Origin of the sequence: Nitrosophilus alvini (assembly GCF_015100395.1) — a bacterium.
In the GTDB taxonomy this organism is placed as follows: Bacteria; Campylobacterota; Campylobacteria; order Campylobacterales; family Nitratiruptoraceae; genus Nitrosophilus; species Nitrosophilus alvini.
The window spans coordinates 175,158-196,446 of the sequence record NZ_AP022847.1 but is presented as its reverse complement, the minus strand read 5'-3'; the positions used below and the strand labels follow the sequence as shown (position 1 = coordinate 196,446).

Sequence of the window (21,289 nt, the reverse complement as noted above, 5' to 3'; positions counted from 1 at the left end):
TTAATTAAATTCTCTTCTTGGTCTCTGTTCTCTTGGCCTTGCTTCATTGACTCTGAGTGTTCTTCCTTCAAACTCTTTTCCGTCAAGTGCGTCAATAGCAGAAAGTGCGCCGTCATCTTCCATCTCTACAAATGCAAAACCTCTTGGTCTTCCTGTTTCTCTATCGGTTATTATCTTTACTGAACTTACGTCACCATACTGAGCAAAAAGCTCTTTAACTTCCTCTTCGCTTGATCTATAAGGCAGATTGCCTACATAAATTTGCTTCATACATTGTCCCTTTGAAATAAAATGCGCTGCTCCGTTGATACTTAAAAACCCGAAGATTTCTGAAGTTCAAGGAGAAGATTTACGACTTTTTTAAAAGTCAGGAACATTATATCATCTTTTATAGATTTTTCAAAGTCTGTTTTTAAAAAACCTGCTTATTTCTTCTTTTTCTTTTTTTTCTTCTCTTTGCCGGGGCGCTCTTTATATACTGTATCATCCTCTTCTTTCTCTTTTAGACCGGTCGTTCGTCCGATTTCCGGGAAAAGAGGTACAAATGTCTCTATAAGTTTCCTCGCTTCAAGATGCACACCTTGGGCAAGTTTCACGTTGTCTTTGAGTGCGCTTTTTACTTCACCGTTAAGCTCTTCTATCTTTTTCTCTTTCTCTTTAAGAAGAGACTTGAGCGCTTCTATCTCTTTATCCTTTTTCTCCAGTTCATCCATAAAAAAGGAGAAAAAAAGCTCATACTCCTCTTTATAGCTGTTATTTTCACTCTTTTCATCCATTACTACAAATATATGTCCGTTCTCTTTGACAGAATTCAGTGTTCCTCTGCTGATTCTCTTTCTTATAGCCTGTTCTGAAATTCCTAAAACCTCAGAGGCCTCTTTGATTGTCAATTTTTTCATAAAATTGCCTTGAAATAGAGTTTTTGGGGGAACTGTATAACAATTTTACCAAAAAATACTAAAATCAAAGCAGCAAAGAGCTTACATTTTCTCTTTTTGAAGTATTTTTCTGGCGGCTGCAAGTTTGATTTTTTGTAAAGGATTGGCGTTTCCGAAAGGAACCCATACATTGTACATCTTATTAAGATATGCATCAAATTGTATACTTTTTGGAGCTGTAACAATATCTCCTCTGTTTAAAAGAATTTTTACAGTCTGCGCTCCTACAATACCGTTACAAAGTCTGCAGGCAATTGCAGTTGATGGCACTCTGTTGTTTTTCAAATCTACACCATCGGGATCTGCAAGATATTTTGTCTGGGCCATCTTGGGAGAGAGCCCTATAAGAAATCTCAAAAGCTGCTCCTCTCTTGAACACCCTTCGAGTCTGAAATATTGATCAAATGTGATTCCATCCGGCATAAAGACTATACACGCCGAACCCATTCCCATAGCAGCGGCACTGACTGCCGGAATACCCTTTTTTCTGCACGCATCAAAAACTTTTCTTCTCAGTTCTATAACAAAAAAGTCAAGACCGTCTATATATATATCGACTCCATCTAAAAAATCGTCTATATTCTCTTCTGTTACCCCTTCGGGAAATTTCTTTATATTCAGTTCGGGATTGATATCTTTTGCCATCTTTTCCAAAACATCGACTTTATTGTTCCCAAGTGTTCTAAGATCAGACCCCACCTGTCTGTTTAGATTGGAATAATCAAAAATATCAGGATCAGCAATATGAAAATTCAATATTCCCAGTCTCACCAGCGTAAGAAGATGGCCTCCCCCTACACCTCCAAGTCCGCCTATAGCAACCTTTTTATTTTTAAGCTTCTCCTGTTCTCTCTCGGCAAACCAGCCAATGTTTCTAGATGTGGCCAAATAGTAATCATATCCCGGCATGATATCCTCTTTGTAAACGGATTTATGATTTTGATTCCGTTATATTTAAATTATCCAATCTGATATTATATCAAATAAAAAATTATATTATTGAATTATTTTAAATTTTTATACCGGTATATTTTTTAATCTAATAGGTAACGGTAACCTTAACTTTTATATTCCTAAGTGGGCGTCTACTAAATTTTACAATCTCACGACCGTTATAAAAGGCATAATTTCTATAACCTTTTTGAACTCTCTCTTCTCTCTCTTCATATCTCGTTCTGCATCTTCTTACGGTTTTATATCCCGTTGTCACATACGAATTGTTTCTTGAAGCGAGATTTTTCCCTACAAGAGTACCGATAATAGCTCCTCCTACTGTAGCAGCAGTCTTTCCGCTTCCTCTTCCTACCTGGTTTCCGATGATTCCTCCGGCAACACCTCCGATAAGGGCTCCGACGGTATCAGAGTTATCGCTGTATCTATTTTCATAGGCAACGGGAACTTCTTCATCCCAGCACTCCTGATAGGGTATCCTTTTTACAACTGTCCTGTATACCGGTTCACTTCTGGTTACCTCTACATATTCTATATAACTGAAACTTTGCGCAAACATATTTGTAGCGACTATGGCCAAAACTGCAAAAATTAGTTTTTTCATTTTTCACCTCCTGCATACTTTTAATAATCATACATATTGATTGAGGAAAAATTGTGGAATGGAGGTGGTGTCCCGGACAGGATTCGAACCTGTGGCCTCCGGATTAGGAATCCGGTGCTCTATCCTGCTGAGCTACCGGGACATTTTAAAGTTAAAGTTAAAGAATTCAGGTTGAAGGTTGAAGGTTGAAGCAGTTTTACGAAAATGGCTTCGGGGATGAAGGAGTTTTCTCCTTCGCCCTTCAGCCTTTTATACAAATATAATCAGCCGTTTCTCTTTTTGACTATCTCTTCTGCAACGTTTCTTGGAACCTCTTCATAATGATCAAATTCCATGGAGTATGTTCCACGTCCCTGTGTAAAGGATCTAAGATCGGTAGAGTATCCGAACATCTCAGCAAGCGGAACCATTGCTGTTATGATTTTATTGCCGGCTCTGTCATCCATAGAGCTTACCTGCCCTCTTCTTCTGTTGATATCGCCTATAACATCCCCCATATACTCTTCCGGAACTTCCACTTCAACTTTCATGATAGGCTCAAGAAGAACAGGGTTCGCTTTTTTCGCTGCCTCTTTGAAAGCCATAGAACCGGCAATCTTAAACGCCATTTCAGATGAGTCCACATCGTGGTAGCTTCCGTCATACAGAGTAGCTTTTACGTCAACAACCGGATATCCCGCAACAACACCGTTTTGCATCGCTTCCTGGATACCTTTATCAACGGCAGGGATATACTCTTTCGGAATAACACCACCTGTAATTTGATTTACAAACTCATAGCCTTTTCCTGGTTCCTGAGGCTCAAGCTTGATAAATACGTGTCCGTACTGACCGCGGCCACCTGACTGTTTTGCATATTTGTATTCTTGATCGACAGGTACTTTGATAGTCTCTCTGTACGCAACCTGCGGCTGTCCCACTTCAGCTTCCACTTTGAACTCTCTTTTCATCCTGTCGACGATAATCTCAAGGTGAAGCTCACCCATACCGGAAATTATTGTCTGGCCGGTCTCTTCATCTGTATGAACTCTGAAACTCGGATCCTCCTCGGCAAGCTTAGAGAGTGCAACAGACATTTTCTCCTGGTCCGCTTTAGTTTTAGGCTCAACGGCAACAGAGATAACAGGCTCTGGGAACTCCATTCTTTCAAGAATAACAGGCGCTTTTTCGTCGCAGAGCGTATCACCTGTCAATGTATTTTTGAGTCCAACAACCGCACCGATTTCACCTGAAGGCAGCTCTTTTATCTCTTCTCTTTTGTTTGCATGCATCTTAAGAAGTCTTCCCACTCTCTCTTTTTTGCCTTTTGTAGAGTTAAGAACATAGCTTCCGCTTGCTATCTGCCCTCTGTAAACCCTGATAAATGTCAACTGTCCAACAAACGGGTCAGTCATGATTTTAAATGCAAGTGCGGCAAAAGGACCTTCGTCTGTTGACTCTACAGTAACCTCTTCTTCGGTATTTGGATCGATCCCTTTGATCGCTTTTACTTCTGTCGGAGCAGGAAGGTAATCCACAACAGCGTCAAGAAGTGTCTGCACACCTTTGTTTTTGAAGGCGCTTCCACAAAGCATAGGAGTCATATCCATAGAAAGAGTTCCGGCTTTTATACCTCTTTTTATCTCTTCGTTTGTTAGCTCTTCTCCGCCAAGATATTTCTCCATAAGCTCTTCGTCGCTTTCGGCAACCGCTTCTATCAGCTTTTCTCTGTACTCTTCAGCTTTTTCTCTCAACTCTTCCGGGATATCTATAACGGTATATTTCGCTCCCATAGTCTCATCATCCCAGACGATTCCCTTCATCTCTACAAGGTCAACAACGCCTCTGAAATTTTCTTCTGCACCGATCGGTATCTGCAAAGGAACTGGATTGGCTTTTAGTCTCTCTCTTATCTGATTTTCAACATTGAAAAAGTCAGCACCGATTCTGTCCATCTTGTTGACAAAAACGATTCTTGGAACTCCATATTTATTTGCCTGTCTCCATACAGTCTCTGACTGAGGCTGTACACCGCCAACGGCACAGAAAACCGCAACTGCACCGTCAAGTACTCTCATCGATCTTTCAACTTCTATCGTAAAGTCAACGTGCCCCGGTGTATCGATGATATTTATCTGATGGTTGTTCCAAAAACATGTGGTAGCAGCAGAAGTAATAGTAATACCTCTCTCTTTCTCCTGCTCCATCCAGTCCATAGTTGCCGCACCTTCATGAACCTCGCCTATTTTATGCGAAATTCCGGTGTAATATAGAATTCTCTCTGTAGTTGTAGTTTTACCAGCATCGATATGAGCTGCAATTCCTATATTTCTTACTTTGTCTATAGGAGTCTTTCTTGCCATTTTTTATCCTTTAATGATTTGAAGTTTCAATGAAGTTTTTAGAAGGCAGGGCAAAGCCTGCTTCTGTGAAGTTGCAGCAGAACCCGCTTCTGCTTCTGTCTGTTTCTGTTTCGGTACTACCATCTGTAGTGAGCAAAAGCTTTGTTGGCTTCTGCCATTTTGTATGTATCTTCTTTTTTCTTATAAGCTGCACCTCTTTTGTTTGCAGCATCAAGAAGCTCGTTTGCCAGTCTTTCGGCCATAGTTCTTTCATTTCTGTTTCTGGCTGCATCCACAAGCCATCTGATTGCCAAAGACTGCTGTCTTACAGGTCTTACTTCTACAGGTACCTGATATGTGGCACCTCCGACTCTTCTACTTTTCACTTCAAGAAGAGGTTTAACGTTTTCTATAGCTTCGTTGAAAACTTCAATGCCTTTTTTCTCGCCTTTTTTTTCGATAAGCTCAAGTGCCTGATACATTATCTTTTCTGCAACGCTCTTCTTTCCGTCCCACATCAATTTATTTATAAATTTTGTCAAAACTTTACTGTTGTAAATCGGATCAGGAAGTACTTCTCTGACCGGTGCTCTTCTTCTTCTCACTTTTAGCTCCCTTCAATTTTTAAATTTACTCAAGCGGTAAGCCCCGCCTGTGGCTAGTCAGTGAGTCTTAATCTTTAGAAAAACTAATGACTAACGACTAATGACTAAACTGTTTGTTGATTATTTCGGTTTTTTGGTTCCGTATTTAGATCTTGATCTTTTTCTGTTTGCAACGCCTGCTGTATCGAGCGCACCCCTTACTATATGGTACTTAACACCCGGCAAGTCTTTTACCCTTCCGCCTCTTACAAGAACTATGGAGTGCTCTTGCAGGTTATGACCTTCACCCGGAATATAGCTGATCACTTCATATCCGCTTGTAAGTCTTACTTTTGCAACTTTTCTCAAAGCCGAGTTTGGCTTTTTAGGCGTAGTGGTATAAACTCTAGTACAAACACCTCTTCTTTGAGGACACTTTACAAGTGCTGGAGATTTGGACTTTTTTATAACCTTTTTTCTTTCTCGTCTAACCAATTGGTTGATAGTTGGCACTTCGTTTCCTTTCTTTAAAGCTATTCTTAAAATTAATGGCAAATTATAGTCAAATAAAACTTTAATTTGTCTTAAATTAATATTTTTTTAAGCTATAGGTGGCCGGGGCAAAAGCCCCGGAACTATACTACTTCTCTTCCTCTTCTATCTTTATTACTTTATCGCGGTAAAGGCCTGTCCCTACAGGAATCAGTCTACCTATGATAACGTTCTCTTTGAGGTCTTCAAGGTAATCGATTTTCGCAGAGATACTGGCTTCCGTGAGAACCTTTGTTGTATCCTGGAAAGAGGCTGCAGAGATAACACTATCCGAACTAACAGCAGCTCTGGTAATACCTACAAGTACCGGTTCCGCAATCGCCGGCTCGCCTCCGAGTCTTAAGATCTTCTCATTCTCTTCTTTGAAAAGTTTTCTGCTCACAAGGTCGCCTACTATAAACTTGGTATCCCCGCTCTCAACGATTTTAACCTGTCTTAGCATCTGTGAAATTATTATCTCAATGTGTTTATCGCTGATATTAACACCCTGTCTTCTATACACCTGCTGGATTTCGCTTACCATATAGTACTGAAGCGCTTTTTCACCAAGAATTCTTAAGATATCATGACTTGACACAGTTCCGTCGGTAAGTCTCTCGCCTGCGTGTACAAATTCACCGTTATGTACCAGTATGGTTCTGTTTTTATCTATCATATACTCGGCTTTCTGCCCGGTATCCGATGTAATTACAATCCTCTGTTTTCCTCTGGCAGGCTTTCCAAAACTGACAACTCCGTCAATTTCCGCTACCACTGCAGGGTCTTTCGGGCGTCTTGCTTCAAAAAGTTCGGAAACTCTCGGAAGACCACCGGTAATGTCTCTTGATTTCGCAATGGCTTTCGGTGTCTTTGCCAGTGTTTCCGCAAGAGTCACCTCTTCACCGTCATGAACATATATGGCTGTTTTTGGCTCAAGCGGGTACCTGATAACTGTGTCATCTTTTTTAGAAGCAAGAACAATAGTAGGTTTATATTCTGGCGGAATATACTCGTTTATCGTAAGCCTGCTCTCGCCTGTAAGCTCATCTATCTGCTCAACTGCAGTAACACCAGGAATTATATCTTCAAATGCAACTGTACCTTCAACCTCTGCAATGATTGGTATAGAGTACGGGTCCCACTCCGCCACAACAGTTTTGTCGTTCTTTTCCGGAACCGCTATAATAGTATCTCTCTCTACCTTTTCATTGTCGTCTACCTCTATGATAGAACCTCTCGCCACATAGTGTCTTATCGCTTCTCTTCCTTCCTCATCGGCAATGACAGCGAAGAGTCCTTTCTCTTCAACTTTATGTCCTTTCTTAATAGCTTCGTATCTCTCTAGATAATCGCCTTTAAGAAGATAAAACTTTATCGTTCCCTTAGCTTTTGACTCAATTTTCTGAGTTATAGGAGCACCGTCATGAACTTTCAGTTCAGCCGCATACGGTATCCTGTTGGGTACATTCCATCCGACTTTGATAATCTCTACTATACTGTCGCCCTTTTTTATCTCTGTCCCGTTTTCATATGGAATATATATCTTCCCTTCAATTTTACCGCTGACTCCGGCAAGCTCGTTTGGCTTTGCAACGTCAGATTTTCTTAGAGAATATCTAGCTTTCTCTTCACCGTTTTTAAGCGTTATCATAATTTCATCATGAATGGCTTTTACTTCAAGTTTTCCATCAAAAAGAGCTTTTATTTTAGGTTCAACCAAAAGAACTGCTGCGTTTCTTCTATTTGCAACTACTATTTTCCCCTCTTTTGTTTTATAGGTTTTAAGATTGTAATATCTTATAAAGCCCTCTTTTGTGGCAACTACCTGTCTCTCTTCAGCCGCCCTGCTTGCCGTACCACCGATATGGAATGTTCTAAGCGTCAACTGAGTTCCGGGCTCACCGATAGACTGTGCCGCGATAATACCGATGGCCTCACCCGGTTTTACAAGTTTTGCTTCAGCCATATTAAGGCCGTAACACTTGGAACATACTCCCTTTTCGGCTTTACAAGTTATAGGCGTTCTGATAACTACAGATTTGATACCCGCCTCTTTTATCGTTCTCGCACTCTCTTCATCTATAAGAGTTCCTTCGTTGAAAAGAATCTCGTTTGTTATAGGGTCGATTACATCTTCTGCTAAAACTCTTCCGAGTATTCTGTCCTCCAAAGGCTCTATCATTTCGTTACCTATTGATATATCCGTAACTTCTATCCCTTCATGTGTTCCGCAATCTTCAATAGTGATTTTTACATTCTGTGCAACATCCACCAGTTTTCTTGTCAGATAACCTGCATTTGCCGTTTTAAGAGCGGTATCCGCAAGACCTTTTCTCGCACCGTGTGTAGAAATGAAGTACTCAAGAACATTCAGACCCTCTTTGAAGTTCGAAATAATAGGCGTTTCGATAATCGTTCCGTCAGGCTTGGCCATAAGACCCCTCATACCTGCAAGCTGTCTTATCTGTGCTGAACTACCTCTCGCTCCCGAATCTGCCATCATATAAATAGAGTTGAAGCCCTCTTTGTCGTTTTGGATCAGTTTCATCATAGCTTCAGCAACGGCATTGTTCGTATCGGTCCAGATATCTATAATTTTGTTATATCTTTCCTGCTCCGTCAAAAGACCGGCCTGGAACTGCTGCTGTATCTCTTTTACTCTCTTTTTGGCATCTTCTATAAACTTTTTCTTCTCTTCAGGCACTTTTATATCAAATGCAGAGATAGAGATTCCAGCATAAGTCGCATATTTGAACCCTAGATTTTTTAGATTGTCAAGAAATTCGGCTGTTATTCCCTGTCCACCCTTTTTATATACATAATCAACAAGATCAGCTATATCTCTTTTTTTGAGAATTTTGTTCCATAAAGATACAGGAACAAAATCGGGAAGAATCGATTTTATAATTATTCTTCCTGCCGTAGTCGAGATAACCCTGTTGTCTATCATGGTTCTTATTTTTGCATTTATATCGAGCATTCCTGACTCAAGGGCGGTCATAACTTCGTTAACATCGGCAAAAAGCTTATTGGAACCTTTCACATCATGCTTTTCACGGCTAAGATAGTAAAGACCCAAAATCATATCCTGCGAAGGTATGGCTATCGCACGACCCGATGCCGGCAGCAAAATATTCATTGAGCTCAGCATCAATACTTTGCACTCAGCTATAGCTTCTTCACTCAAAGGTACATGAACAGCCATCTGGTCACCGTCAAAGTCAGCGTTGAATGCTGCACATACGAGCGGATGAAGCTGAATAGCTTTTCCATCTATCAAAATAGGGTGGAACGCCTGAATAGAAAGCTTGTGAAGCGTAGGAGCCCTGTTGAGCATAACAGGATACTCGTCAACAATTTCCTGAAGGCATTCCCAGACCTCGTTAGTCTTATCTTCTATCATCTTTTTTGCGGCTTTAAGCGTTGTTGCATAACCCTTTTCTTCAAGTTTTGCCAAAAGATGCGGTTTGAAAAGCTCAAGAGCCATGGTTTTCGGAAGGCCGCACTGGTCCATCCTCAGATTTGGCCCCACAACGATTACGGATCTCCCTGAAAAATCTACCCTTTTCCCAAGAAGGTTCTGTCTGAAACGTCCCTGTTTCCCTTTGATAATTTCACTGAGCGATTTAAGTGGTCTTTTGTTTGCACCTTTTACCGCATTTCCTCTTCTTCCGTTGTCTATCAGAGCATCTACAGCTTCCTGGAGCATTCTTTTTTCGTTTCTGACAATGATTTCAGGTGCGTCAAGCTCCATCAATCTTTTCAGACGCTGGTTTCTGTTGATAACTCTTCTGTAAAGATCGTTAACGTCAGAAACTGCGAACTTCCCGCCATCAAGTGCAACAAGAGGTCTTAGATCCGGCGGCAGAACAGGAAGGAAAGTAAGCATCATCCATTCCGGTCTGTTTCCGGAATTGAGAAATGATTCTATTACTTTAAGTCTCTTTACGATAGTTTTTCTTTTAGCTTCTGATCCTGTCTCTTTTATCTCTTTTTTTAGCTGATTAAAAAGCTCTACAAGGTCTAAATCTTCAAGAAGCTCTTTAACAACCTGACCGCCCATATGCGCTTCAAATCCGGTATCGGCAAAGTGCTGCTTGAGTTGCTGGTACTGCTCTTCGTTGAGTACATCATATTTTTTCACCGGATTTTTCTTTTCAAAATCGTAATAGGCATCTCCGGGATTTTTTACGATATATGCTTCATAATAGAGTACTCTCTCTAGATCTTTCATTTTAACGCCAAGCAGAATTCCTATACGGCTTGGAAGAGAGTTTACATACCAGATATGCGCTACGGGAGTTACGAGCTCTATATGTCCCATGCGCGAGCGTCTTACCTTGCTTGATGTTACTTCAACACCGCACTTTTCACATACTACGCCTTTGTAGCGCATTTTTTTGTATTTGCCGCAAAGACATTCATAATCTTTTATAGGTCCGAATATTTTTGCGCAGAAAAGACCGTCGCGTTCAGGTTTCAGAGTCCTGTAGTTTATCGTCTCAGGCTTTTTGACTTCGCCATGAGACCATGAAAGTATCTTTTCAGGGCTGGCAAGTCTGAACTGAAGTGCCGAGATATCTTTAGGTCTTTGCTCTTCGCCTATTTCAATTGGTACCAGTCTCTTCATCTTCTTTTTCCTCGTTTAAAATTTCTACATCAATTCCAAGGGATTGCAACTCTTTTGTCAAGACAAACAGTGTCTCAGGTATCCCGGGCGCCGGGATAGGTTCGCCTTTGGTAAGGGCTTTATAGGCTTTTACTCTTCCCTCAACATCATCAGATTTTATTGTCAGCATCTCTTTTAGAGTATGAGCCGCACCGTGAGCTTCAAGTGCCCATACTTCCATCTCACCGAATCTCTGACCACCAAACAGCGCTTTACCGCCAACAGGCTGCTGAGTGACAAGAGAGTAAGGTCCGGTGCTTCTTGCGTGAACTTTTTCATCAACAAGGTGATGGAGTTTAAGCATATACATGTAACCCACATTTACTCTCTCTTTAAATCTATCACCCGTTTTTCCGTCATAAAGCTCTGTTTTTCCGTCGATATCGATTTTTGCCATCTCATAAAGTTTTTCGAACTCTTCAGCTGTGACACCTTCAAAAACCGGACTGGCAAACTTGACTCCTCTGCTCCAGTCTCTGGCATATGCAATAAGCTCATCATCGCTCATCTTTTCAAGAGCCTCTTTTGCATTAATAAGTTTTGTCACATCGGCAATCTCTATCATTTTTTCTCTAAGCTCTTTTACAAAATCGGCTTTTTTGGATTCGAAAATCTCCTGAATCTGTTCACCCAGTTTCTTCCCTACAAGTCCCAGATGAACTTCTAGAATCTGCCCGATATTCATCCTTGAAGGAACCCCAAGCGGATTAAGAACAATATCTACGGCTCTTCCGTCTTTTAGATATGGCATGTCGATTTCAGGAACTATGGTAGATACTATACCTTTGTTTCCGTGGCGACCTGCCATTTTGTCACCCACTTTCAGTTTTCTTTTTGTAGCGATATAAACTTTTACAAGTTTTACCACTCCGCTTGGCAAAATATCGTCTTTTTCAAGAATGGAGAGCTTCTCTTCATGCTCTTCAGTCAATTTTCTTTTCTCATTCTGGAAATATGTTTTTAGCCTGTTATACTCTTCCTGGACCTCTTTTGAGTATGATTTGACAAGAGCGTTGAGCGCGAATCTGTTTATCTCCGAAAGCTCTTCTTTGGATATTTTTTCACCGGCTTTATACTCTTTGTCTTTTATTTTTGCATCTTTTTCGAGAGGCGCTTTTGCAAGGAAAGAGATGATTCTGAGCATCTCTTCTCTGTCAACCATCAAGAGTTTGTCATGATGCTCTTTATCGAGTCTCTCTTTCTCCTCCTGATAAGCCCTTATTGCTCTTGGGTCTTTTTCATACCCTTTTTTCGTAAATATTTTTACATCTACGACAACACCCTCCATAGATGGTGGTGTATAGAGCGACTTATTTACCACATGTCCGGCTTTTTCCCCGAATATTGCTCTAAGAAGTCTCTCTTCCGGAGTAGGTTTCACTTCACCTTTGGGAGAAACCTTTCCTACAAGTATCATTCCCGGTTTTACATATGTTCCTATTTTTACGATACCGCTCTCATCAAGATGAGCTATCTCCTCTTCTTTGATATTAGGAAGGTCTTTTGTTATCTCTTCTATACCATGCTTCAGCTCTCTTGCTTCAACCTCTTTTTCATATATGTGAACAGACGTAAACTCATCGTCTCTGATAATTCTCTCACTGACTACAATAGCATCCTCGAAGTTGTATCCGTTCCATGGCATAAATGCAACAAGCATGTTCTTGCCCAGAGCCAGTTCACCTTTGTCCATATTCGGACCGTCTGCAATTATCTGTCCTTTCTCGACAAAATCACCCTTTTTGACTATCGGTGTCTGTGTAAAACAGGTGTTCTGGTTTGTTCTGAGATTTTTTTGCAAAGTATAATGATCGATATAAGCCCCGTTTTCATCTTCACCCAGGATATAGATATTTTGCGCATCTATCTTTTCTACTATACCGCTTCTTCTGGCTTTCACACACTCCCATGAATCTCTGGCTACAACTTTTTCCATGCCTGTTCCAACCATAGGAGCTTCTGTTTTCAGAAGAGGAACGGCCTGACGCTGCATGTTTGAACCCATCAAAGCCCTGTTTGCATCGTCATGTTCTAGGAAAGGAATAAGACTTGCCGCAACACCCACAACCATTGTCGGAGCCAGATCGATCAAATCCACTTTATTTTTTTCTACCAGGATGATCTCTCCGTCTTTTCTAGCTTCGATCATATCGTCTTTTATCTCCAGATCATCGGTAAGCTCGGTGCTGGCCGGAGCTATAACAAGACCTTCCTCCTGTGCAGCGGTAAGGTAGACTATATCATTCGTTACTTTTCCGTCTACAACCTTTTTATATGCCGCTTCAATAAACCCGAGATCATTTACTTTCGCATAAGTAGAAAGTGTGTTGATAAGACCGATATTCTGGCCTTCCGGAGTCTCTACCGGACATATTCTCCCGTAATGCGTAGGATGGACGTCCCTCACTTCAAAACCGGCTCTCTCTTTTACAAGGCCTCCCTCTCCGAGAGCAGAGAGTCTTCTTTTATGTGTAATTTCACTAAGAGGGTTTGTCTGGTCCATAAACTGCGAAAGCTGACCGCTTGAGAAAAACTCTAGAATCGTATTTGTTATCATTTTTGAATTTACAAGGTCATGCGGCATCAGTTCGTCTAAACTTCCGCTTATGGTGCTCATTTTATCGCGTATGGCCTTTTGCATCTTAACAAGCCCGTTATGAAGCTCATTTGCAAGAAGTTCACCTATCGCTCTGATTCTTCTGTTACCCAGGTGGTCTCTGTCGTCTATGTGTCCCTGTCCGTTTTTTACTTTTATAAGATACTGGACACTCTTGATAATATCCTCATGCGTAAGAACCGTTACATATTCCGGAACGCTTACACCAAGCTTGTGATTCATTTTCATACGACCCACGCGCGTGATATCATACCTTTCCGGATCGAAAAAGAGCTGTTTTACAAACGCTTTTGCGGCATCTTTCGTCACCGGCTCGCCGGGTCTCATAACTTTGTATATTCTTATTGCCGCCAAATCGTTTTCATCTTCTATACCTTCGGTTTGCCTTAGAAGTTTCAAGCTCTCCTGGTCCGCTATAAAAGAGTTGATTATAGATCTGTCTTTTCCGCTTGCAAGATCGTTTGCTATTTCAAACTCTTCTATACCAAGCTCTATCATTTTTTTCAATTTCGTTTCATCAAGCTGAGTCAAGGTATCGAAAAGAATCTCTCCGCTGGAAGTATCGATAATAGGTGCGGCCAAAAATCTGTCGATTAGCACATCGACAGGGTATTCAACCAGTTTAAGACCCTCTTCGGCAAGTTTTTTTGCTTTTTTGTTTGTAAGTCTTTTGCCGGCAGCTATTATTAGATTTCCATTTTCATCACGTACGTCATATTCTACACGCCCTACAAAATTTTCCGGATTGAATTCTGTAAAAAATTTGTTGTCTTTTATAATTATCTTCGATACCGGATAAAAAAGCTTCAAAATATCTTGTTTGCTGTATCCGAGCGCTCTGAAAAGTATTGTTGCAGGAATTTTTCTTCTTTTGTTTATTCTGACATAAAGAATATCTTTGGGATCATATTCAAAATAGAGCCAAGCACCTCTGTCGGGAATTATCTGTGCAGTATAAACAAGCTTTCCGCCAGAAGTTGCGGATTCTTCTTCTTTGAATATGACACCTGGGCTTCTATGAAGCTGATTTACTACGACTCTTTCCACACCGTTTATGATAAAAGATGTTCTGTCGGTCATAAGAGGAATTTCTCTGACAAAAATCGCCTGTTCTTTTATATCCTTGACACCGATTTTTTCACCGGTTTTTTCGTCTCTCTCCCATAAAACAAGCCTAATTTTCATTTTTATAGAGACGCTGTATGTCAGGCCTCTCTCCATACATTCTCTAATGGTATACTTCGGCTTTGTTATCTCACTTCCCGCATATTCAAGGCTAAGACGATTCTGCGGATCGTGAATAGGGAAAATCGATCTGAATACTTTTTCTATACCGCTGTTGTTTCTCTCTTCTTTGTCAATCATAAGAAAATGTTCAAAACTGCTCTGCTGCAGTTGAAGCAAATTTGGAATTTCAATCTCTTGAGGGATTTTTGAAAAGTCGACTCTCAATCTGTTTCCGGATTTTATACTGTTTAGCATAGGCACTAACCTCGTAAAGTAGTATTAAGCGGTTCTCCGCTTTGAAGGGGGTAAGATTTTATCTTAACTAATTTTACATTAAAGAGAGGAAAATCCTCTCTTTTAATTTTTAAAGGTAGAATTATTTTATCTCTACTTTTGCACCAGCTTCTTCGAACTGTTTTTTGATCTCTTCAGCTTCCTCTTTGCTAACACCTTCTTTGATAGTTGTCGGTGCACTTTCTACCGCTTCTTTAGCCTCTTTTAGACCAAGACCGGTAACTGCTCTTACAACTTTGATCGCATTGATTTTCTTAGCACCAGGATCAGTAAGTACTACATCAAATTCTGTTTTCTCTTCTGCAGCGGCAGCACCACCTGCAGCTCCACCTGCTACAACCATAGGTGTTGCAGATACGCCAAACTTCTCTTCAAACTCTTTAACAAGCTCTGACAGTTCAAGAACTGACAAATTCTCTATATATTCAAACAGCTCTTCTTTAGTGATAGCCATTTTTTCTCCTTTCTCTTATCTTTTTTATTCGCCGCTATTAAGCAGCACCTTCTTCTTCTTTTTTCTTTCTAAGCGCATCTAAGCCGATTGCAAAATTTCTGACCGGTGCTGTCCAGACAGAAAGAAGCATACCAAGAAGCTCTTCGCGACTTGGAAGATTCGCAAAAGACTCAACTTTTTCAACACCTGTAACTTCGCCGTCAATGTAAGCGCTTTTGATTTTGAAATTGTCTTTATGCTCTTTTGCATAATCAAAAACAACTTTTGAAACTGAAATGGGATCATCACCCCAAACGGCCAAGTTGGTGTCTTTTAGCTCTATGCCTTCGATATTGGCGCCCTTAAGCGCTATTGAAGCCAAGGTATTTTTAACGACTCTTACTTTGGCCTCTTTTTCTCTGGCAGCATCTCTGAGCTCTTCCAACTCTCTGTGTTTAAGACCTTTATAATCACAAATGATTATCGTATTTGAGTTGGCGAACTCATTTTGCAGGTAATCTATAACCTGGGCCTTTTGTTCTCTGTTCACTTTTCCTCCTTTCCGACGGAAGACTTCAAGCAGGTCTTATTGGATGCCCGCTATCTTCAGTCTAAGATAAAAAACTTCAATACTATTTCAAATCCATAAGTTCATTTGTATCAAGCTCTAAAGAGGGACTCATCGTCAAAGATAGAGCTGCATGTCTTATATATCTTCCTTTTGCAGAAGCAGGTTTAAGTTTGTTTATTGTTCTTACAAACTCTCTTAAGTTTTCAGCAATGTGTTCTGCCGGAAAGCTCGCTTTGCCGATTCCGACATGAATATTACCTTTTTTGTCAACCCTGAAATTAACCTGTCCACTTTTAGCATTTTGAACGGCTTTTGCAACATCCATAGTTACTGTTCCGGTTTTAGGGTTTGGCATAAGCCCTTTTGGACCCAAGATTCTACCTATTTTACCCACAAGACCCATCATATCAGGTGTGGCAATAGCAATATCAAAATCGATTTCGCCGTTTTGAATCTTTTCTACTAAATCTTCAGCGCCTACGATATCTGCACCGGCCTCTTTTGCTTCATCTGCTTTTACGCCCTTGGCAAACACTGCCACTCTTACTTTTTTACCTGTTCCGTGAGGAAGAACTACTGAGCCTCTTATCATCTGATCGGCATGTCTTGGATCAACACCAAGCCTTAGTGCCAACTCAACAGTTTCGTCAAATTTCGCAGATTGTAGCTCTTTTATTTTCTGAGCAGCCTCATCTACAGAATATTTTTTGTCAGAATCTATTTTTTCCAACAGTTGTTTATATCTTTTACTTAGTTTCTTTGCCATTTTTTCTCTCCGCATTTTTTTTGCTACCGCACTTATTTTAGATCTCTGCGGTGAAGATCACTTTTTTAATCTACTATTTCAACGCCCATGCTTCTTGCGCTACCTGCAATGATTTTTTTTGCAGCTTCAATATCTTTTGTATTTAGATCCGGCATTTTCATTTTTGCAATATCTTCAAGCTGAGCAGTAGTTATTTTTCCGACTTTGTTTTTCAAAGGGTTGTCACTACCTTTTTGAATGCCTGCCGCCTTTTTGATAAGGTCACTCGCAGGAGGCTGTTTTGTAATAAATGTGAAGCTTCTGTCAGCATAAACAGTAATGATAACAGGAATATTAAATCCCATCATATCTTTTGTTTTTTCATTAAACGCTTTACAGAACTCCATTATGTTTACGCCTCTTTGTCCCAATGCAGGTCCAACAGGAGGGGAGGGGTTTGCTTTTCCGGCTGGAATTTGCAGCTTTATTTCACCAACAACTTTTTTAGCCATCTTTTTTCCTTTCTTGATTATTTAAATATATATTTCAGAATTTATATAATTTTTTCTACCTGTGAGTAGAGAATTTCTACAGGGGTGCTTCTTCCAAAAATAGAAACATTCAGTTTAAGCTTTCCGTGTTCAAGATCATACTCTTCCACAACACCGGTAAAGTTTGCGAAAGGACCTTCTATGATTCTGACGATTTCGCCCGGTTCAAACGAAATCTTCGGTTTTGGCGCACCTTTGTGTTCCGCTTTTTCAAGGATAACTTTTACGTCCTCCTCAGATAGGGGGGTAGGTTTTTTTGATTCGCCTATGAATCTTGACACTTTCGGCAACGATTGAATTTTATGCCAAAGGTCAGTATCAAGATCGATATTTGCAAAAACATATCCGGGATACAGACATCTTTGCGTAATCTTCTTCTTGCCGTTTTTAACCTCAATTACATCTTCAGTAGGAACTATAATATCTTTTAGCCTCTCTTGAATTCCTAGCTCTTTGACAAGATTTTCTATTGCCCTTTTGACTGCCTGCTCACTGCCGGCATATGTCTGAATCGCATACCATTTGTGTGCCATCGATTTCCTTAGCTTACATTATGTGTGAAAGAGTAAATGACATTGTTGCATCTATCAAGGCCAGAAAGAGCGATACAATCAATACAACTATAAAAACAGCAATATATGCATTTTTTACCTGATCTTTTGTGGGAAAAATGACTTTTTGCAACTCTAATTTCGAATGGTGAAAATATTCTAAAAATTTGTCCATCTCAATGTCCTTGTTATGGCAGGGCAGGAGGGACTCGAACCCCCAACACGCGGTTTTGGAGACCGCCGCTCTACCATTGGAGCTACTGCCCTGTATTAAAGGATGAAGGACGAAGGATGAAGAATTTTTCTTCTGCCTTCTACCTTCTTCCCTTTTACAGTTTTGCTTCTTTATGTAAAGTATGCTCTTTGCAGAATTTGCAATATTTTTTAATCTGAAATTTTTCCGTATGTGTTTTCTTGTTTTTTGTCGTATGGTAATTTCTTCTTCCACACTTCTCACAAGCAAGATGTATAATCTCTCTCATTGTTACTGCCTTCTTTCAATAAAGGGGCAAGGCCCCTTGAAATTACTCTATTATTTTTGTAACGACACCAGCGCCGACAGTTCTACCGCCCTCTCTGATAGCAAATCTCGTTCCTTCTTCAAGCGCGATAGGAGCAATCAGCTCAGCAGTAATTTTTACATTATCTCCAGGCATAACCATTTCTGTGCCTTCAGGCAATGTTACGCTACCAGTTACGTCAGTTGTTCTAACATAGAACTGCGGTCTATATCCGCTGAAGAAAGGTGTATGTCTTCCGCCTTCCTCTTTTGTAAGAACATAAATTTCAGCTTCGAATTTTCTATGAGGCGTAATTGAACCAGGCTGGCAAAGAACCATACCTCTTTCAACATCTTCTTTTTTTGTACCTCTTAGAAGTACACCTACGTTATCTCCGGCTTCACCTTTGTCAAGCTCTTTTCTAAACATTTCAACACCGGTAACAGTAGTTTTCTGAGTTGGTCTGATACCAACGATTTCTACTTCGTCACCAACGCTTACAACGCCTCTTTCGATTCTACCTGTAACAACAGTACCCCTACCTGAAATAGAGAATACGTCTTCGATAGGCATCAAGAAAGGCTTGTCTATATCTCTCTCAGGAGTCGGGATATACTCATCTACCGCATCCATAAGAGCGATTATCTTTTCAGACCAAGGTCCAAGTTTTCCTTCTTTTACCTCTTCAAGAGCTTTAAGAGCAGAACCTGCAACAACAGGAACGTCATCACCAGGGAAATCATACTCATTTAGAAGCTCTCTAACTTCCATCTCAACAAGCTCAAGAAGCTCAGGGTCATCGACCATATCTTCTTTGTTCAAAAATACTACGATATAAGGAACACCGACCTGTCTTGCAAGAAGGATGTGCTCTCTTGTTTGTGGCATTGGGCCGTCAGCAGCAGAAACAACCAATATAGCTCCATCCATTTGCGCAGCACCGGTAATCATGTTTTTAACGTAGTCAGCGTGACCCGGGCAGTCAACGTGCGCATAGTGTCTTTTTTCAGTTTCATACTCTACGTGAGAAGTAGCAATAGTAATACCTCTTTCTCTCTCTTCAGGTGCATTGTCTATCTGATCATAATCTCTCTTCTCAGCGAAACCTTTTTCAGCCAAAACAGCAGTAATTGCTGCTGTCAAAGTAGTTTTACCATGGTCAACGTGACCGATAGTACCTATGTTAACGTGCGGCTTGGTTTTAACAAACTTTTCTTTAGCCATACTTTCCTCCATTTTGAATTAAATTAAATCGGGCTAATTATACCAAAAAAAACCCAAATTTGTGCTTTTTGCTGCATAAAAATGAATGGAGCCCAGAAGCGGGATTGAACCGCCGACCTCTTCCTTACCAAGGAAGTGCTCTGCCACTGAGCTATCTGGGCATAGTTACAAAACAGTTACAATACATTTTCGGAAGCAAAACTAAGCAGAATACTGAGGTCTCTATAGTTCAGCTCCCAGTTATGGAGCGGGAGACGGGACTCGAACCCGCGACCCTCAGCTTGGAAGGCTGATGCTCTAGCCAACTGAGCTACTCCCGCATCTCTTGTGACGCAATGGTGGTGGGAGGAGGATTCGAACCTCCGAAGGCAAAAGCCAGCAGATTTACAGTCTGCCCTCGTTGGCCACTTGAGTATCCCACCCGATGTCACTACTGGTCAAACACTGATAAATCATGGAGCCGGTGAAGGGACTCGAACCCCCGACCTGCTGATTACAAATCAGCTGCTCTAGCCAACTGAGCTACACCGGCATTGAAAACGGACTGGAATTATACAAACTTTTTTCTGATTTGTCAATATTTTTTCAAAAAGAAGATCCAGCGCCGAATAATCGAAAAATATTTCGTTTTCCGGACAAACTGCCCATAAATGCTAAGAATCATACAAGAAGTTTTTCGATATAAAATATATATTTATTTGATTGACATATTTCAAAGGAAATAGATGAAAATCCTTTTTTCGCCAAGTGAAAGCAAAAGCTGTAAATCCCAATTTTCTGCTTATGACAAAAATTCATTTTTTCTTCCCGACCTTTTTGATAAAAGAGTTTATCTTTTAAATCTCTACAGGAAGTATGTAAATAAGGCTTCTTCGGAAGAGTTACAAAAGCTGTTTGGTCTTAAAAAGGAGTCTGACATACAAAAATATACAAAAGATATTGCAACTCTTCCTACAGCAAAAGCCGTCGAAAGATATAATGGTATAGCGTATGAGTATCTTGACTACAGCTCTTTGGATAAAGCTAGCCAAAGATATCTGGATAACAACCTCATCATATTTTCCAATCTCTTCGGCCCGATACTGGCTAAAGACAAAATCCCTCGGTACAAACTTAAGCAAGGTTCCAAAATAGGCAATACTGCACCGGAAGCATATTACAAAAAAAATTTTTCAAAAACGCTAGAAGAGTATTTAAAAAATGAACCTATTTTGGATCTTAGAGCAGGCTTTTACGAAAAATTCTATGCTCTCAATCAGCCCTACATTACTATGAAATTTTTAAAAAACGGTAAAACCGTAAGCCACTGGGCAAAGGCGTATCGCGGAATTGTGCTTAGAGAAGTGGCTAAAAACAGGATAGAGACACAAAGGGATCTATTGGCACTTCATATAGAAGGTCTTGTGGTCAAAGAAATTATTGAAACAAAAAATTGCATGAAAATAATATATTCAATATCATAGCAATCTCCTGATAGCTTTTAGAATTTATAAAAACAAAAAAAGATAAAATTTACAAAACACTGTTTGATAATCGGACTAAATAATCTCAACAAATATAATAATCGGACATTTGATGATTAAAAAAGTATACCTCTATCTTTTTTTTATAATACTGCTTATCTCCTCGATTGCTGTAGTCGCCAAATTTACAAAGGCTGACTCTTTGGAAGAGGCATTGAGAAAAAAAGAGTACAGACCGCTTAAAGACATTGCGATTGTTGACATAACCGATAATCTGGAACAAGAATCAAATGACACGCAAATACTACTTAAAGAAGATATAACCGCCCCTATGCATCCGCTCAATATCGGAGTATTGAAAATCCAAAAAACTCAAAGAGCTATAGAAAAAGAGGTTAGCGAAGATATCAAAAAAATATTTTTTCTGCCAAAGAAGATAAAAGTTCGCTCGAAAATCAAAGGCAACAAATTTCAGACTTACTTTATATACAGGTTTGAAGACAAATAGCCCAAAG

General features: G+C 40.2%; 19 protein-coding genes and 6 tRNA genes. 2 read left to right on the top strand and 23 right to left on the bottom strand.

Going from position 1 to position 21,289, the window contains the following annotated elements:
- From EPR_RS01170 to EPR_RS01060, 23 genes are all read right to left on the bottom strand, one after another.
- Positions 1-270 carry an RNA recognition motif domain-containing protein gene (locus EPR_RS01170; RefSeq protein ID WP_200763240.1) on the bottom strand — a complete coding sequence of 90 codons (270 nt, stop codon included), beginning with the start codon at positions 268-270 and terminating at the stop codon, positions 1-3.
- A gap of 155 nt (positions 271-425) precedes the next feature.
- Positions 426-899, bottom strand: a complete 474-nt coding sequence (locus EPR_RS01165) for a helix-turn-helix domain-containing protein (RefSeq protein ID WP_200763238.1) — start codon at positions 897-899, stop codon at positions 426-428.
- Between the two features lie 81 nt (positions 900-980).
- Positions 981-1,847, bottom strand: coding sequence for a ThiF family adenylyltransferase (locus tag EPR_RS01160; protein WP_200763236.1), 867 nt, complete (start codon positions 1,845-1,847; stop codon positions 981-983).
- 130 nt (positions 1,848-1,977) lie between these two features.
- Complete coding sequence (locus tag EPR_RS01155; protein ID WP_200763234.1) at positions 1,978-2,493, bottom strand: glycine zipper 2TM domain-containing protein; 516 nt, start codon at positions 2,491-2,493, stop codon at positions 1,978-1,980.
- 65 nt (positions 2,494-2,558) lie between these two features.
- Positions 2,559-2,635 (bottom strand) — tRNA-Arg (locus EPR_RS01150).
- Between the two features lie 121 nt (positions 2,636-2,756).
- Positions 2,757-4,835, bottom strand: coding sequence for an elongation factor G (fusA, locus tag EPR_RS01145; protein WP_200763233.1), 2,079 nt, complete (start codon positions 4,833-4,835; stop codon positions 2,757-2,759).
- 116 nt (positions 4,836-4,951) lie between these two features.
- Positions 4,952-5,419 carry a 30S ribosomal protein S7 gene (gene rpsG, locus EPR_RS01140; RefSeq protein ID WP_200763232.1) on the bottom strand — a complete coding sequence of 156 codons (468 nt, stop codon included), beginning with the start codon at positions 5,417-5,419 and terminating at the stop codon, positions 4,952-4,954.
- Between the two features lie 120 nt (positions 5,420-5,539).
- Complete coding sequence (gene rpsL / locus EPR_RS01135; protein WP_200763231.1) at positions 5,540-5,911, bottom strand: 30S ribosomal protein S12; 372 nt, start codon at positions 5,909-5,911, stop codon at positions 5,540-5,542.
- A 127-nt stretch (positions 5,912-6,038) separates the two neighbouring features.
- Positions 6,039-10,559, bottom strand: coding sequence for a DNA-directed RNA polymerase subunit beta' (gene rpoC / locus EPR_RS01130; protein WP_200763230.1), 4,521 nt, complete (start codon positions 10,557-10,559; stop codon positions 6,039-6,041).
- Positions 10,537-14,697, bottom strand: a complete 4,161-nt coding sequence (gene rpoB / locus EPR_RS01125; RefSeq protein WP_200763229.1) for a DNA-directed RNA polymerase subunit beta — start codon at positions 14,695-14,697, stop codon at positions 10,537-10,539. The genes rpoC and rpoB overlap by 23 nt, the downstream gene beginning before the upstream one ends.
- Before the next feature lie 121 nt (positions 14,698-14,818).
- Complete coding sequence (gene rplL, locus EPR_RS01120) at positions 14,819-15,190, bottom strand: 50S ribosomal protein L7/L12 (protein ID WP_234697141.1); 372 nt, start codon at positions 15,188-15,190, stop codon at positions 14,819-14,821.
- A 37-nt stretch (positions 15,191-15,227) separates the two neighbouring features.
- Positions 15,228-15,719 carry a 50S ribosomal protein L10 gene (gene rplJ, locus EPR_RS01115; RefSeq protein WP_200763228.1) on the bottom strand — a complete coding sequence of 164 codons (492 nt, stop codon included), beginning with the start codon at positions 15,717-15,719 and terminating at the stop codon, positions 15,228-15,230.
- Between the two features lie 82 nt (positions 15,720-15,801).
- Complete coding sequence (rplA, locus tag EPR_RS01110; RefSeq protein WP_200763227.1) at positions 15,802-16,506, bottom strand: 50S ribosomal protein L1; 705 nt, start codon at positions 16,504-16,506, stop codon at positions 15,802-15,804.
- 65 nt (positions 16,507-16,571) lie between these two features.
- Complete coding sequence (gene rplK, locus EPR_RS01105; protein WP_200763226.1) at positions 16,572-16,997, bottom strand: 50S ribosomal protein L11; 426 nt, start codon at positions 16,995-16,997, stop codon at positions 16,572-16,574.
- 41 nt (positions 16,998-17,038) lie between these two features.
- The gene (gene nusG, locus EPR_RS01100) at positions 17,039-17,569 is read right to left on the bottom strand and encodes a transcription termination/antitermination protein NusG (RefSeq protein ID WP_200763224.1); all 531 of its coding nucleotides are present in this window, start codon (positions 17,567-17,569) and stop codon (positions 17,039-17,041) included.
- A gap of 13 nt (positions 17,570-17,582) precedes the next feature.
- Positions 17,583-17,762 (bottom strand): preprotein translocase subunit SecE, encoded by a 180-nt coding sequence (gene secE, locus EPR_RS01095; RefSeq protein ID WP_200763222.1) that lies wholly within the window; start codon positions 17,760-17,762, stop codon positions 17,583-17,585.
- 16 nt (positions 17,763-17,778) lie between these two features.
- Positions 17,779-17,854, bottom strand: a tRNA-Trp gene (locus tag EPR_RS01090).
- Between the two features lie 62 nt (positions 17,855-17,916).
- Entirely contained in the window at positions 17,917-18,069 is a 153-nt protein-coding gene (rpmG, locus tag EPR_RS01085; protein WP_200763220.1) for a 50S ribosomal protein L33, read from the bottom strand.
- Positions 18,070-18,111: 42 nt separating this feature from the next.
- Positions 18,112-19,311 (bottom strand): elongation factor Tu, encoded by a 1,200-nt coding sequence (gene tuf, locus EPR_RS01080; RefSeq protein WP_200763219.1) that lies wholly within the window; start codon positions 19,309-19,311, stop codon positions 18,112-18,114.
- An 86-nt stretch (positions 19,312-19,397) separates the two neighbouring features.
- Positions 19,398-19,472, bottom strand: a tRNA-Thr gene (locus EPR_RS01075).
- 82 nt (positions 19,473-19,554) lie between these two features.
- Positions 19,555-19,631: transfer RNA gene (locus EPR_RS01070), tRNA-Gly, on the bottom strand.
- A gap of 16 nt (positions 19,632-19,647) precedes the next feature.
- A tRNA-Tyr gene (locus tag EPR_RS01065) sits at positions 19,648-19,733 on the bottom strand.
- Between the two features lie 33 nt (positions 19,734-19,766).
- Positions 19,767-19,843, bottom strand: a tRNA-Thr gene (locus EPR_RS01060).
- A 193-nt stretch (positions 19,844-20,036) separates the two neighbouring features.
- Here EPR_RS01060 and EPR_RS01055 point away from each other — a divergent pair.
- Both EPR_RS01055 and EPR_RS01050 read left to right on the top strand, forming a co-directional pair.
- Positions 20,037-20,774 carry a YaaA family protein gene (locus tag EPR_RS01055; RefSeq protein ID WP_200763217.1) on the top strand — a complete coding sequence of 246 codons (738 nt, stop codon included), beginning with the start codon at positions 20,037-20,039 and terminating at the stop codon, positions 20,772-20,774.
- 112 nt (positions 20,775-20,886) lie between these two features.
- The gene (locus EPR_RS01050) at positions 20,887-21,282 is read left to right on the top strand and encodes a hypothetical protein (protein ID WP_200763216.1); all 396 of its coding nucleotides are present in this window, start codon (positions 20,887-20,889) and stop codon (positions 21,280-21,282) included.
- The last annotated feature ends 7 nt before the right edge of the window (positions 21,283-21,289 follow it).

What these genes read in the sequence shown, in the direction of transcription:
- rpoB (WP_200763229.1), bottom strand. Translation starts at nt 14,697, where the DNA reads ATGCTAAACAGTATAAAATCCGGAAACAGATTGAGAGTCGACTTTTCA.
- tuf (WP_200763219.1), bottom strand. Translation starts at nt 19,311, where the DNA reads ATGGCTAAAGAAAAGTTTGTTAAAACCAAGCCGCACGTTAACATAGGT.
- rpoC (WP_200763230.1), bottom strand. Translation starts at nt 10,559, where the DNA reads ATGAAGAGACTGGTACCAATTGAAATAGGCGAAGAGCAAAGACCTAAA.
- rplK (WP_200763226.1), bottom strand. Translation starts at nt 16,997, where the DNA reads ATGGCTAAAAAAGTTGTTGGTGAAATAAAGCTGCAAATTCCAGCCGGA.
- EPR_RS01170 (WP_200763240.1), bottom strand. Translation starts at nt 270, where the DNA reads ATGAAGCAAATTTATGTAGGCAATCTGCCTTATAGATCAAGCGAAGAG.
- EPR_RS01165 (WP_200763238.1), bottom strand. Translation starts at nt 899, where the DNA reads ATGAAAAAATTGACAATCAAAGAGGCCTCTGAGGTTTTAGGAATTTCA.
- EPR_RS01160 (WP_200763236.1), bottom strand. Translation starts at nt 1,847, where the DNA reads ATGCCGGGATATGATTACTATTTGGCCACATCTAGAAACATTGGCTGG.
- rplL (WP_234697141.1), bottom strand. Translation starts at nt 15,190, where the DNA reads ATGGCTATCACTAAAGAAGAGCTGTTTGAATATATAGAGAATTTGTCA.
- nusG (WP_200763224.1), bottom strand. Translation starts at nt 17,569, where the DNA reads ATGGCACACAAATGGTATGCGATTCAGACATATGCCGGCAGTGAGCAG.
- rplA (WP_200763227.1), bottom strand. Translation starts at nt 16,506, where the DNA reads ATGGCAAAGAAACTAAGTAAAAGATATAAACAACTGTTGGAAAAAATA.
- fusA (WP_200763233.1), bottom strand. Translation starts at nt 4,835, where the DNA reads ATGGCAAGAAAGACTCCTATAGACAAAGTAAGAAATATAGGAATTGCA.
- EPR_RS01050 (WP_200763216.1), top strand. Translation starts at nt 20,887, where the DNA reads ATGATTAAAAAAGTATACCTCTATCTTTTTTTTATAATACTGCTTATC.
- secE (WP_200763222.1), bottom strand. Translation starts at nt 17,762, where the DNA reads ATGGACAAATTTTTAGAATATTTTCACCATTCGAAATTAGAGTTGCAA.
- EPR_RS01055 (WP_200763217.1), top strand. Translation starts at nt 20,037, where the DNA reads ATGAAAATCCTTTTTTCGCCAAGTGAAAGCAAAAGCTGTAAATCCCAA.
- EPR_RS01155 (WP_200763234.1), bottom strand. Translation starts at nt 2,493, where the DNA reads ATGAAAAAACTAATTTTTGCAGTTTTGGCCATAGTCGCTACAAATATG.
- rpmG (WP_200763220.1), bottom strand. Translation starts at nt 18,069, where the DNA reads ATGAGAGAGATTATACATCTTGCTTGTGAGAAGTGTGGAAGAAGAAAT.